Raw genomic sequence first — 13510 nt, forward strand, 5'->3', positions numbered from 1 at the left:
TATCGGCCTTTCTTTGCCATACCGCGACTATATAAGGGCGACAAGGGTAACAAAAAGGGGTGAATCCGATGATACCTCGGTTCGGACAACCACCAAGACGTGACATCAGATACAAGATGCGCCCTGGGGCCTATGCGGTTCTGCTAAAGGGCGATCGCATGTTGTTGACGTATCAGGATGAACCCGACGACGAATTTCAGTTGCCCGGCGGCGGTATTGATCCCGGGGAGTCTCCTGTTTCTGCATTGCACCGCGAAGTTTTTGAGGAGACAGGTTGGACCATGACAAAGCCCAGACGGCTGGGTGCGTGTCGTCGGTTTGTGTTTATGCCAGAATACGACATGTGGGCGGAAAAGCTGTGCACCATTTATCTGGCCCGCCCAGCGCACCGCATTGGCCCACCTTCCGAAGCGGGCCACACAGCGCATTGGGTATCAGTAGAGGCAGCGGTCGAATTGCTGGGTAATTCCGGTGATCGTTATTTCGCCAGCCAGTTTTTGCGCTAACCGCGAAATTCAAACAGGATTCCCGATATATCATCTGGGAATCCCTGACCGCCGGAATATGTGTCCAGTTGCCAGACAATCGCCTGAAGCATGTTCTCAAGGTCTTGTCCGGTCAGGTCCGCGACCAGTTTTTCCAACCCCTCTTCGCCCAGCATTTGTCCGGTGCCATCCGGGCATTCGGTTACGCCATCAGACAACATCATCAGACGATCCCCCGGGGCCAGCGTCACCTCAAACTGCGTAAATTCAGCTCCCGGGATCAGACCGACGGGCAGACCGCCGGGACCCTCTTGTTCGATCGAGCCGTCGGCGCGCTGCACAAGAGGATGCGGGTGACCCGCCTGTGACATCACAATGCGACCAGTTTCAAGGTCAACGTCGGCAAGAAGCATGGTGAAATAATGTTCCGTCTCCATCTCGCCTAGGGTGATTTCATTCAGGCGCGCGATGACTTCCCGGGGTTCAAGATGAACATGCGATCCGTCTGGCAGGGCTTGCATGGCAACATTCTGTTCGGGTGAGGAAGATGACAGGTAACCTGCCAGTCGCGCCGTGATCAGGGCAGAGCTGATACCGTGGCCGGACACATCGATGGAATACAGCCCGACGCGCGTATCGCTGATCCGGTAGTGGCCAACAAGATCGCCACCCACATGCCCGGACGATTGCAGCAACAAAGACACCGCCGCTGTGCCGAAATCCCGGAATCGGTCCGGCACCAAGGATTGCTGAAGCTTTTTGGCTTCGATCAAATCCATATCCAGCGAATCATAGACTCGTTGCAGTTCGTCCAGCGTGTCTGAAATCACCCGGTTCTTTTCGGTCAGCTCCCTTTGCATTCGCAATATACGCTCTCCGGCGCTGATCCGCGCGCGCAGCTCATACGCGTTGACCGGCTTGGTCAAAAAGTCGTCCGTGCCGGAGTCAAAACCTTGCGCCACCTCTGCCTTTTCGCTTTTGGACGTCAGAAGGATAAAATACCCATATTCATCACCGGGTAACGCCCTAAATTCACGACAGAATTCCAGGCCATTCATTTCTGGCATCATCCAGTCTGACAATACAAGGTCCGGCCGGGTGGTCTTGCATATTTCCAGTGCTTCCTGACCCGAAGACGCCTCGATAACCTCGTACCCGTCCCGTTTTAGTGAGACGCTAAGAATGCGGCGCTGAACACGTGAGTCGTCCACCAACAACACCCGACGAATTGCGCCGGGGTCGGCATTTTGAGCCTGTTCTGGGTCGCTGTCCGCAGCAGGAGACATTAGCAAAACTCGAGACCTTTTAATCGCTGTCGTAGGCGGTAATCCCGACAGGTCTAATGCATAGCCTGTTAACGACAGGTCAAACGTAAAATTGAGAATATTCAAATCCACAGTAAGCAGGTTTTGTTAATCAATTCTCGGCAATGATCCATTGATGACGGAGGTTTTCATGATCAACTGGGACCGTGTGAAGGAGCTTCAGGAGGAGATTGGCGCAGAGGATTTCGGCGAGGTTGTCGAATTGTTTTTGGACGAAGTCGAAGAAGTGATCGTTCGGCTGAAAACCAAGCCTGATCTCGCCATGCTCGAAGCGGATTTACATTTTCTTAAGGGCAGCGCTCTGAACCTTGGGTTTCAGGCGTTTTCCTTGCTTTGTCAGGCAGGAGAAGTGGCCGCCGCCAGCGGCAAGGCGGAAACAGTCGATCTGACTAAAATCCTGCAATCGTTTGGCGATTCCAAAACTGAGTTTCAGGACAAGCTGGCTGCGGCATGATCGCTATGGAACTATTGCGTTGTTAGGCCTTGGTCGTGTGATTGGAGGGGTGGAAGCCGTTGATCGTTCAACCGCGATGCCGCGTTCGGTGAGAAGGTCGACAACATCTTGATACGACAACGGACAACAAAGACACTTACGCGCTGCGCACAAGATGATGTCACGCGGAAAGCGGTAATGCCTAAGCGTGGATTTGTACGGTATATTTAACTTAAAAGCGCCAAGTTTGGGTAAGTGGGCTGACCAATGCAACTGTCCCTGCAAGGCAGCATCAAGATTGGAAAGTGGTTCGTCAAAAAACCCTATGGCTCTCGCACGATCACACCCCAGATCACGGCGCGCCGACGCTGGTTTTCGGAAAGGGCCTTGGGGGTTTCTTAAATCAGGCGCGGCGGCAGTTCAGATCACACGTTCTTCAATACCTGTTTTGGACATATTGGCCATCCAAAGACCAAACACGAATCACTGCGCCCTGTAATGTAGGGGTTTGCGCCGTCTGCTACCGGAGCTGAAATCCCTTCATCAAGGGATCGCGATCATCGACAAAGATTGTATTATGGCCAATGACGCGCGCCCAACCAGCGACGCTGGGCAGGATTGCGTCGAATTTGCCTAGTTTTGTGGTGCCCTCAATCCTGCAATCGAACGTCGTGCAGATGATGCTCTCATGTGTGAAATTCTGACCTGCCTTGAGGCGTCCGCGTGCGTGCAGTTGCGCCATGCGGGCAGAAGATCCGGTGCCACATGGAGATCTGTCTATTGCCTTTTCGCCATAAAAAACCGCGTTACGCGCATCAGAGCCTGGCTGTTTTGGCGCATCACACCACATGACGTGACTTACCCCGCATATACGGGCGTCTTCCGGATGTTTGGGAGAAAGGCTTTCTTGTGCTGCCGCGCGTACCAAGGGGCTAAGGCGTTGAATGTCGCTGACGGACATATGATCAAGGCCAGCCCAGTTTTCCTGTGGTTCAACTATGGCATAATAATTGCCGCCATATGACAGATCGATTTTCAAATCTCCTATGCCCTCAACAGCGATGATGACACCTTGGGCGTGAAGGTATGCGGGGACGTTGAACAGGCGCACTTGCTCAATATAGTTTCCGCTCTGGACATATTCGATGTCGACCTTGCCAGCCGGGGTTTCAATCGAGAGCTTTCCCGGTTCTCTTGGAACAACCAAACCTTCTTCTAATGCGGCAGTGACGGTCCCGATTGTTCCGTGCCCACACATCGGAAGACAGCCACTGACTTCGATAAACAGAACGCCAATTTCACAATCTTCGCGCGAGGAGGGGTATAGAATAGTCCCGGACATCACATCATGACCGCGTGGCTCAAACATCAGTGACTGTCGAACCCAATCGTGGTCTCGCTGGAAGATCTCGCGTTTTTCTGACATCGAAACGGATGGCAGCTGTGGCCCGCCACCGACAACAACACGCACGGGGTTTCCGCAAGTATGAGCGTCCACACAAAAGAAGGTATGTCTCAAAAGTCAAACTCCGGATTAAAAACGCTCGATGCGATATGGTGTTAGGTCAATATGTGGAGGTTTTTCGTCAATGATATCTGCAACAAGCCTGCCTGTGGTTGCGGCTTGTGTCAGGCCAAGGTGACCATGTCCGAAGGCGTGGATGACATTTGGGACATTCGGCGAACGCCCGATGACGGGAAGGCTGTCTGGTGTCGCAGGCCGGTGCCCTGACCACTTTTCACCCTGGCTGTCATCCAGATCGGGAAGGTACCGTTTTGCGAGCCTAACCAATGCGTCGGTGCGTTTGTGATTGGCTACGGAGGAAAGCCCTCCAAATTCCGCTGCACCGCCAATGCGAAGGCCCGTTGAAAGTGGTGTGGCAACAAATTTGCGTTCTGCAAAGATGATTTCGCGAGTGACGTCTATGCCCGGCGCCGCAATGGTAGTGTTGTATCCCCGTTCGCTTTCAAGCAGCACGCGGTCTCCTATTGTGGCTGCCAGTGATTTGGACCAGGCCCCAGCAGCAATCACGATCTGGTCGGCCTCCACCCGTTTACCAGCGTCGCATTCAATCTGTAACCCAGTCTGTGTCGTGGTGATCCGTTTGCCTGAACCACGAATGACCGTGGCCCCAAGGCGTAATACCGTTTCCAAAATACCGTTGTGGATTTCTATCGGATCCGATACCTGAGACCATTGCGGTGTGAACATCGCTTTTTTGACAACCGCTCCAAGGGCGGGCTCAAGTTGGCGAGCCTCATCGCCGCTCATGGGAACGCATTCAATACCGTGTTTACGCTTGAGGTCCCATTCAGCCGCATCGGCATCAAAGGCTGCTTCAGTTTCATATACGGTCAGGGCGCCATAATTATAGAGTTTGTCTGACAGACCTGTATTCTCCAAAAGGGGAGTAAGATCATCATAGGTGCGCGCATTCAAAGCTGAGAGTGCGCTGGCAAGTCTCTGCATTTCTGAATGGGTGCTCACCTTTGAAAACCGGATCATCCACGGAATAAGTTTGGGTGCATGAGCCCACCGTAGACTTAAAGGACCAAGCGGGTCCAACAGCCATTTCGGAATTTTGAGAAAGACGCCCGGCGTAGAAGCAGGTACAATTTCTGTCACGGCGATCCCACCCGCATTCCCATAAGATGCTTTGTCGGCCTTGGGATCGGGGTCAATAAGGACCACTTTGTGCCCGGATTGCTGGACATGCCAAGCGCAGGCCAAGCCGACAATTCCAGCGCCGATAATGGCTACCTTTTTTTGCTTCATGAACCTGTCGTCTCTCAAGGTGAAAGTCCTGATCCAATTCTACACTGGAAAATTTGATTGACAACTGTAGATTGGATCCAGTTTAAAGCCGAAGCAGGATCACGTCTGAGTTTCTACGGTGTAGAACCAAGAATACATAGTTTGATCAGTTCTGATGACGCGTGCCCGCGCGATAAATGGCGCTATTCAATGAACCGGTTTGGGACATGAAATTGCACTTTTGACCTCGAAAGGAATAATAATGACTATCTGGAAAGGCGTATTTCCCGCCGTCACAACAAAATTAAACGAAGACGGCAGCGTCGACATCAGTGCTACACAATCCAGTATAGAACGGCTCATCGAGAACGGCGTTTCTGGGATCATTGTTCTGCCGATGTTGGGCGAAAACGCATCCATGGAAATGGAAGAGCGCAAAGCAATTATCAAGGCTGCCGTAGAAACTGCCGGGGGGCGTGTGCCGGTTCTTTCCGGATTGGCCGAAACGACACTGGACCGCGCCAAAAAGTCTGCAAAAATCTATCAGGACTGCGGCGCACAGGGTTTGATGGTATTCCCTAGCCTTGGCTATCGCACCGATGATCGCGAAACCGTCGCGTGGTATAAAGGTATCGCCGCAGCGACACCGTTGCCGATCATGATCTATAACAATCCCATTGCTTATGGTGTTGATTGTACTGTCGATGTTTTGAAGGAACTGGTCGATCAGCCCGAAATCATCTGCATCAAAGAAGAAACAGGAGATATTCGCCGCGTAACGGACATGTATATTGCCTTTGGCGATCGCTTTAGCCTGTTTTGCGGTGTCGACGATCTTATTGTTGAAAGTTGTGCACTTGGCGTGACGGGCTGGGTTTCGGGCATGACAAATGCTTGGCCTGCTGAATGCGTTAAGCTTTTCAATCTGTGTCAGGAAGAAAACTATTCGCAGGCCCGCAAGCTGTATCAGGTTCTGACACCCTCGTTCCATCTGGATACAGACGTAAAGCTTGTTCAGTATATCAAGATGGCGGAACACCTCGTTTATGGGGCTCCAGAATGGGTGCGTGCGCCGCGATTGCCGTTGATCGGCGCCGAGCGTGACTCGGTAATTGCCACCATCAAGGACGCCATCGAAAAACTGAAAACACTCTGATCCGTTTTACAGTGTTAAGGTTTTGAGGTGCAGGCGGATCCTAGTCCGGTAACTGCCTGTCCTTGCGCCTTCGTTGGTTTCTTGACGGCAAGAGCCTACACGTCGCCTGGCGGGCATCACGTTCCGAATTTTCGGTGTGGTGGCGGAGCTCTTTCGGGCCAATGTTTCATATGGCGGTGCGCGTACAATTATGGCACTCTGACTATTGGATCCAAGAGTCAGAGTGCTGGTAGACGCAAAATGAAATCCGAAACTCATTTGAAAAAGGCTCACCGCATCAAGCGGCAAAGCCTTCCTGAAATCCTCGCGGAGTCCCTCAGAGAGCGTATCTTAAACGGTGAATTCAAGCCGGGAGAGGCGTTGATCCAAGAAGCGCTTGCGGAAGAGTATGAATGTAGCCGGATGCCGGTGCGCGAAGCGTTTCGCCAGCTTGAAGCGGCCGGGCTTATTGTGACAAAAGTTCATAAAGGCGCAGTCGTGGCTGCAATGCCCGCGGAACAGGCTATGGAGTTGTTTGAACTCAGAGCAACACTTGAATGCATTTTGCTGGAACATGCCATTCCAAACATGACTTCAGAAGATCTGGATGGTGCCGCGCGGGTCCTTGGTGAGCTGGACAAGGCATATCTTGAAAGAGACATTAACGGTTGGGGCGCCTTGAATTGGGAGTTTCACAGAAAGCTCTATTTGCCGGCCAAACGTACACAAACGCTTTCCATTGTGCATGGAATAAACCTACAGGTAGAACGCTATATTCGTCTCGAACTTTTGATCAGCAAAACATTCGAAAAGGCGCAGAGAGAGCATAGCGCGCTGTTGAAAGCTTGCCGGGACCGCGACTCCGAAACTGCTTTGAAGCTGCTCAATCAGCACATACTCGAAGCGGGGGAAAGCCTGGTTCAGTCTTTGGAAGAAAAAAGCAAACCCAGCTGAAGCGACCCAAATGAGCCGCTAAATGCGCCGAACAAAACGTGGGCGGAACGCTTTTTGGCAATAAATATCAGCTAAGTACGAAACTCAAAACGCCCGCTTGAGACCGTAAGAAAGCTCAAACGTCCTGAAAGGCGTGTAGATCTTTTATCTGCCCACTAGATCCGTCTGAATTCTGCAAGTTCGTCCCCTTTTGATTGCGATCCAGAGGGCTGGTGTCCGCGCGTCCTGCTTAAGGTGCACACCACCAAAAGCAAGGCTTGCAGAATTTTGCTTGACTGGCCGTAGATTGTCATCAAAGCTACTGGATACAATTATACAAAAAAAATCCAATTGTTCTTTTGCGCGTTTGTGGGTGGCTCTGAGTGACTCGGAATACTCAATCCTCGGCGTGTCAGGAACAAAATGCGGAAGGGTTGAAAAAAGAAGAGCGCTTCCGATCGTGGCGCACGTGGAAGTGAGGGTTGTGAGTATTTTCGGATGCATCGCGACCCCGGTCCGAACGCATCGCGCAGTCGGCAACCAAATAAGTATGACCACGTAAAATGTTCACAGAACCAGTCTGGAAGGACACATCAAATGAAAATCAGAAACCGTATCTTAGCGGTCTTATCCGCAACCGCCCTATTCGGTACGACACAAACCGCGCTTGCAGAAAGCAAGCTGAATATGGCGAACGAATATGCCGACTCGAGCTTTCAGGCTGATGGTGACAGGTTTTTTCTTGAACGTGTGGGCGAGTTGACCAACGGAGCAGTTGGGATCGATTACTTCCCTGGCGGTGGGCTTGGATACAAATCAGCCGACCACTTTTTTGCGGTTTCAGATGGCGCAATTGACATAGCAAACACTTTTATCGGGCAGCTGTCTGGCGTCGATCCGATCTTCCTTCTGCCGTCACAGCCCTTTGTCGTGACATCAGAAAAGGCGGCAAAAACATTGGAAGAAGTACTTGCTGAGCACTATGAGAAGATTTTCTCGGCCAACAACCAAGTATATTTGTTTTCCTCGCCTTGGCCTCCATCAGGCCTGTGGTCACGGGATCCTATCGCAGACACGGCCAGCTTGAAGGACCTGAAAGTTCGTGTGGCCGATGCAAATGCGACGATCGTTTTCCAGAATGCAAGTGCGGCGCCGTTGCAACTGTCCTGGGGTGATGTGATGCCCCAACTTGCAACCAACGCCCTTGACGCTGCCGTAACCTCGGCAGAAGGAGGCGTAAATTCAAAGCTTTGGGAGTTTTTGCCAAACTATCTTGCTTTGAACTACACTACACCTGTCAACGTAATCCACATGAACCTCGATGCATTTGAGGCGCTGAGCGAAGCAGAACAGGCTGCCGTGCGCCAAGCCGCGCAAGAAACTGTAGATCGTCAGTGGGGGCTTCTCGCAGAGCGTTTACAGGAAAATTACGGCGTGCTGAGAGAAAACGACACCGCAGTTGTCGAAGATGTGCCTGCGGATGTGATGGAAGCGCTGGTCAAAGCGTCGGACGCTTCGATGGAAAGCTGGCTTGAAAAATCAGGAGCCGATGGCGCCGCAATCGTCGAAGATTTCAAAGCTAAGATGAAGTAACAATCTTCTCCCAAGGCGTGCGGGCGCATGCCTTGGGAACTTGCAACTGGAGACGCGCATTTGATGACCCAATATGAACGGTTCGTTGATCGGGTAACGTCCCTGTCTGCGCATGCTGCGATGTTATGTGTAGTACTGATGGTTTGCCACATTTTGACAGAAATTGTCTTGCGAAACGCCTTTTCCAAATCGACCTTTGTGCTTGAGGAATTCGTGGGCTACGCCACGGCCGCAGCGGCTTTTTTTGGACTGGGCGCCGCTTTGCGTGACGGCGAATTAATTCGCGTTGGTCTTATCTTGGAGTTTTTGGGTCCCAAAATGAGACGCCTTATCGAAGGCACATGCGCATTTCTGGGGTTGTCCACTGTGGGCTTTCTGGTCTGGTTTTTAACCAGAACGGTTTTACGCAGCTGGGAGCGTGGGACCACCTCAACGTCTCTTTTGGAAACACCTCTTTGGATTCCGCAGCTCTTAGTCGTGCTTGGTCTGATCAGTTTCGGATTGCAGATGTCCGTCCATCTTCTTCAGGCCATCACAGGTCGTTTGCCGGAGACCGCTGATTTGACCGCTCAGCTCCGACAACAGGATACATGACATGTCATCTGTAGAAGTCGCTATCGCCGTTTTGGTGATGCTCATCGCGGCGCTTGGCTTTGGGGTATGGATATTTATCGCCCTGTTGCTTGTTTCAGCACTCTCTTTTGTTTTCATCCTGGATTTCACGTTTCTGAAAACCGGCGTGATCAATTCTACGATCATTTTGCGAGCTTCAAGCGCGTGGGAATTATCAGCGATCCCGTTGTTCGTGTGGATGGGCGAATTGATCTTTCGAACCGATATTTCACGGCGTCTTTTTGACGGGCTGGCCCCGATAGCGAACCTTGCACCCGGGCGAATGCTTCATACAAATATCATGGGGTGCACATTGTTTGCGGCGGTTTGCGGATCCAGCGCAGCGACCACAGCGACGGTTGGCAAGATCACAATCAAAGAATTGAAGACCCGCGGATATGATGAATCGCTTGCGATAGGGTCTTTGGCAGGCGCTGGCAGCCTTGGTCTTTTGATCCCGCCTTCGATTGTGATGATCGTGTACGGAGTTCTGGCAGAGGTTTCGGTCGCCAAACTTTTTGCGGCGGGTATTTTGCCGGGTTTGATGATTGCCGGTCTTTATTCTGGCTACGTAATGCTGCGCGCTGCGGTCAATCCCGAAATCGCGCCAGCCACCGACATCAAGCTGACGCTGCCTGTTCTTGCCAAATCTATAATTGATCTGTTGCCGATCGGCCTTTTGGTGTTTCTGGTGCTCGGATCCATCTATAGCGGCATCGCGACCCCAACCGAGGCCGCTGCCGTAGGTGTTTTTGCGACCTTAATTCTGACGGGAGCCCAGAAACAGCTTAGCCGATCAGTTCTTTACGATTCCCTGTATGGCGCGATCAAGCTTTCAGCCGTTATTTGCTCGTTGTTGGCTGCCGCAGCCGTTTTGTCGACGACAATGGGCTATCTTCGAGTTCCCCAACAAACCTCTGAAATGATCTCACGACTTGAACTGGACCAATACCAGCTCATTTTGGTTCTTGCCGTTTTCTACATCATTCTTGGCCTTTTCCTGGACGGTGTATCGATCACTGTAATGAGCCTGCCAATTACGTTGCCGTTGATTGTGACGGCCGGGATCGATCCGCTCTGGTTTGGCGTGTTCCTTGTCATCATGATCGAACTTGGGCAAATCACGCCGCCCATCGGGTTTAACCTGTTTATTCTGCAACGCCTGACTGACAAAAGTATTTTGACAGTCGCGTGGAACGCCTTTCCATTCTTCGTGTTGATGTGCATCGGCGCTGCAGTGCTTGCAGTTTTTCCTCAGATTGCGCTTTGGCTTCCTGAGCTGATCTTATCAAGGTAACGCTCATGTATTGTAACCATCAGATTCAAATGTGGAATTATTCTAACATGCTCGTCAGCAGGGAGAAATCCACGTGACGCTCTCCGGCCCCATATCTAATGCGCTGGATCAACTGTCGGGTAATTTGATTGACGGAAACGCTGGATATTCAAGCTTTCTCGACCCGATTCAGGGGCTGATTGGGCCGTGTTATTTCGCGGTTTCTTTGCTTGAGCCACACACAGTCCTGCGTCGAATATTCTCTAACCAAGAAGACCAGTATCCGGTTGGTGTCGTTAAGAGCATGGCAGGAACTGGATGGGAAACCGCAATAGTTTTTGAAAAACGCCATCTGTTTTCACCAGACCCCGCAGCGCTCCATCGCGCGTTTCCGGACGCAGATGCGATCATCGACCACGGGTTTGGCTGTGCCATCAATCTGAGAATGGAATTCAAGGGCGTGTTGTTGGGGACCGTGAACTTGCTGGCCAAACTGAACGCCTTCAATACTGTGTCATTCAACCATGCCAAAGCGTTTGTAGCGCCTTTGACTCTTTTGACAGCAATCGAAGCCCAAAATTACGACGGAACACCTTAAATGTCTGATCTACTGATAACAAATGCCCGGCTCATTGATCTGGAGACTGGCGAAAGCACACCCAAAACGTCCGTATTGGTGCGCAACGGAATTATTGAATCCGTTGATCAAAGCAAAGTGGTGGCACCTGGCGTCGAAACGGTTGATGCAAAAGGCGCATACCTGCTCCCTGGCTTTATTGATTGCCACGTCCATGTAACGGCAGCCACTTTCAACTTTGCGGAGCTTTCGCGCTGGTCGCCTTTTTACACCAGCGCGCGGGCCGGTGATATTTTGTCCGGAATGCTTTCGCGCGGCTTTACAACGGTGCGCGACGCGGGCGGTGCAGATCATGGGCTGGCACGCGCCCAGAAAGAGGGAATAATCAGAGGTCCGCGTTTGCTGTTCGGCGGCAAAGCTCTGTCACAAACCGGCGGCCACGGCGATATGCGCGGACCGGGCGAAGACTTGTTCCAGTCTTGCTATTGCTGCCCTGGCTTGGGCCGTATTTGCGATGGCGTAACCGAGGTCCGCAAAGCATGCCGGGACGAGATCCGTCGCGGGGCCAATCACATAAAGCTCATGTTGTCTGGTGGCGCGTCTTCACCGACTGACCGCATTGATTCAACGCAGTTCAGCCTTGATGAAATTGCTGCTGCCGTCGAAGAGGCCGAAGCCGCCAATATTTATGTATTCGGTCACGCCTATACTGCACGTGCTGCAAATCGCGCCCTTAAGCTTGGTGTGCGTTCGATCGAGCACGGCAACCTGATAGATGACAGCACACGCAATTTATTGTTGGAAAAAGATGCTTTTCTTGTTCCGACAATGTCCACCCATGAAGTCGCGGCAGAAATCGGTCGTGAGATCGGGCTGCCGGAAAGCATGATTGAAAAGACATGGGAAGTTGTTGAGGCTGGTAAGGTCAACCACGCCAAATCACACGCGGCCGGTGTAAAAATGGCGTTTGCGACTGACCTGCTTGGGCAAATGCATGTCTATCAGTTACGTGAATTCGAGCTGCGTAATCTATTCCAGACACCCTTGGAAATTCTGCGCTCGGCAACGAATGTTGCAGCTGACCTCGTCAAAATGGCCGGTCAGATTGGCGTCATTGTCGAAGGTGCCCATGCAGATTTCTTGCTGTATGACGGCGATCCGACACAGGACATTGATGTCGTCGTGAAAAATGAAGAGAACTTGAAACTGATCGTGCAGGCCGGGCGCGTTGTTCAAAACACACTATAGGACAGCGATAGAATGCTAAATGAACCAATCGACGTTGCAATTGTAACGGGGTTTTTAGGCGCGGGTAAATCCACGCTGCTTGAATGCTGGCTGAAAGGGCCAGATTGGAGCAATACAGCGGTGATTGTCAACGAATTGGGTGCCATCGGGATTGACCAGCATGTGTTGGACGGTGCTGTTCAGGGCGTATTATTGTTGGAAAATGGTTGTATTTGCTGTTCAAGGCAAGACGATCTGGTTGGTCAAATTCACGACATGCTTGGCCAACGGGCGCGGGGCGAAATTCAGGCGTTCGATCGACTGGTTATTGAAACCACCGGTATCGCCGATCCAGTGCCGGTTTTGTACACGTTTTTGTCCGATCCAATTCTTGCATCGTGTTTTTCCTGCCCCAATGTCATTACCGTAGTTGATGGCACCACCTGTGTTCGGCTTTTGCAAAGCCAGCCTATTTCGATCCGTCAGATCGCCTGCGCCGATGTTCTAATCGTCACGCGAAAAGACAAACTGGACCCAACAGAAATTGCGGATCTAAACGCGATCTTGGGGCAGCAATCCGTCGCGCCGGTTCTGCATTCCTCAATTGACGACCCGGTCACCGCTCAGAGAGCTTTTGACTGCATGCGTGCAAATGAACGTGATTTGGAGACAACGACCGAAATGATGGCCTCGGGGGCTCACCACCATAATACACCGTTTTCATTCTGTTTGCAGACGGAGGCTTCGCAGACGTCACACGCAATCAATGCGTGGATAGCACACTTGTTGAAACGCTACGGCGAACAGTTGCTTCGCATGAAAGGCGTCATCCACGTATCGGACGAACAACGCACAGTGATCCTTCAAGCGGTCGGGCAGGCATTTGATCCACCACGCGAAATAAACACTGCTCAAAAAGGCACTAGTATCGTTGTGATTTTGGATGAACATGCCGATAAGTCTCAAGCTGAACAGCTTTTCCGGCACCTGTTATTAGAGCGGGAAACTATTTCCGCTTGATGTGTCTCACGTCCATCAGAAATTATGTAAAATAACCACCTAAAAAGCATAAGAATTAGGGATTTCGAAGCGTTTCTTATGCGCCGTTGCCTTGAATCCGGGGCCCACTGATTTTTCCGTGCTGCACAATGCATTGCCC

Annotated in this window: 13 protein-coding genes; 10 read left to right on the forward strand and 3 right to left on the reverse strand. The window is 51.6% G+C overall.

Translation table 11 applies throughout. The features are described 5' to 3' along the window. Positions 1 to 68 precede the first annotated feature (68 nt). Positions 69 to 506 (forward strand): NUDIX hydrolase, encoded by a 438-nt coding sequence (locus ABJI08_RS08775; protein WP_348401449.1) that lies wholly within the window; start codon positions 69 to 71, stop codon positions 504 to 506. Here ABJI08_RS08775 and ABJI08_RS08780 read toward each other — a convergent pair. Further along, positions 503 to 1771 carry a SpoIIE family protein phosphatase gene (locus tag ABJI08_RS08780; RefSeq protein WP_348401450.1) on the reverse strand — a complete coding sequence of 423 codons (1269 nt, stop codon included), beginning with the start codon at positions 1769 to 1771 and terminating at the stop codon, positions 503 to 505. The genes ABJI08_RS08775 and ABJI08_RS08780 overlap by 4 nt on opposite strands. 169 nt (positions 1772 to 1940) lie before the next feature. Between ABJI08_RS08780 and ABJI08_RS08785 the strand changes: the two genes are divergently transcribed. Next, a complete protein-coding gene (locus ABJI08_RS08785) occupies positions 1941 to 2264 on the forward strand; it encodes an Hpt domain-containing protein (protein WP_348401451.1) in 324 nt (107 codons plus the stop codon). Between the two features lie 499 nt (positions 2265 to 2763). Here the strand turns inward: ABJI08_RS08785 and ABJI08_RS08790 are convergent, their stop codons facing one another. Next, entirely contained in the window at positions 2764 to 3762 is a 999-nt protein-coding gene (locus tag ABJI08_RS08790; RefSeq protein ID WP_348401452.1) for a 4-hydroxyproline epimerase, read from the reverse strand. Between the two features lie 15 nt (positions 3763 to 3777). Beyond that, the gene (locus tag ABJI08_RS08795; protein ID WP_348401453.1) at positions 3778 to 5019 is read right to left on the reverse strand and encodes an FAD-binding oxidoreductase; all 1242 of its coding nucleotides are present in this window, start codon (positions 5017 to 5019) and stop codon (positions 3778 to 3780) included. A gap of 241 nt (positions 5020 to 5260) precedes the next feature. On the opposite strand from ABJI08_RS08795, the gene ABJI08_RS08800 reads away from it, so the two are divergent. From ABJI08_RS08800 to ABJI08_RS08835, 8 genes are all read left to right on the forward strand, one after another. After that, positions 5261 to 6154 (forward strand): dihydrodipicolinate synthase family protein, encoded by an 894-nt coding sequence (locus tag ABJI08_RS08800; RefSeq protein WP_348401454.1) that lies wholly within the window; start codon positions 5261 to 5263, stop codon positions 6152 to 6154. A 240-nt stretch (positions 6155 to 6394) separates the two neighbouring features. Next, a complete protein-coding gene (locus ABJI08_RS08805; protein WP_348401455.1) occupies positions 6395 to 7087 on the forward strand; it encodes a GntR family transcriptional regulator in 693 nt (230 codons plus the stop codon). A 477-nt stretch (positions 7088 to 7564) separates the two neighbouring features. Further along, on the forward strand, positions 7565 to 8659 hold the full coding sequence (locus tag ABJI08_RS08810; RefSeq protein WP_348401456.1) for a TRAP transporter substrate-binding protein: 1095 nt from the start codon (positions 7565 to 7567) through the stop codon (positions 8657 to 8659). Positions 8660 to 8686: 27 nt separating this feature from the next. Beyond that, complete coding sequence (locus ABJI08_RS08815; protein WP_348401457.1) at positions 8687 to 9253, forward strand: TRAP transporter small permease; 567 nt, start codon at positions 8687 to 8689, stop codon at positions 9251 to 9253. Position 9254: 1 nt separating this feature from the next. Further along, the gene (locus ABJI08_RS08820) at positions 9255 to 10568 is read left to right on the forward strand and encodes a TRAP transporter large permease subunit (protein ID WP_348401458.1); all 1314 of its coding nucleotides are present in this window, start codon (positions 9255 to 9257) and stop codon (positions 10566 to 10568) included. A gap of 73 nt (positions 10569 to 10641) precedes the next feature. Next, a complete protein-coding gene (locus ABJI08_RS08825) occupies positions 10642 to 11145 on the forward strand; it encodes a hypothetical protein (RefSeq protein ID WP_348401459.1) in 504 nt (167 codons plus the stop codon). Next, the gene (locus ABJI08_RS08830; protein WP_348401460.1) at positions 11146 to 12372 is read left to right on the forward strand and encodes an amidohydrolase family protein; all 1227 of its coding nucleotides are present in this window, start codon (positions 11146 to 11148) and stop codon (positions 12370 to 12372) included. Positions 12373 to 12384: 12 nt separating this feature from the next. Continuing rightward, positions 12385 to 13371, forward strand: coding sequence for a GTP-binding protein (locus ABJI08_RS08835; protein WP_348401461.1), 987 nt, complete (start codon positions 12385 to 12387; stop codon positions 13369 to 13371). The last annotated feature ends 139 nt before the right edge of the window (positions 13372 to 13510 follow it).

Source organism: Shimia sp., from assembly GCF_039969785.1.
Taxonomy (GTDB): Bacteria; Pseudomonadota; Alphaproteobacteria; order Rhodobacterales; family Rhodobacteraceae; genus Shimia.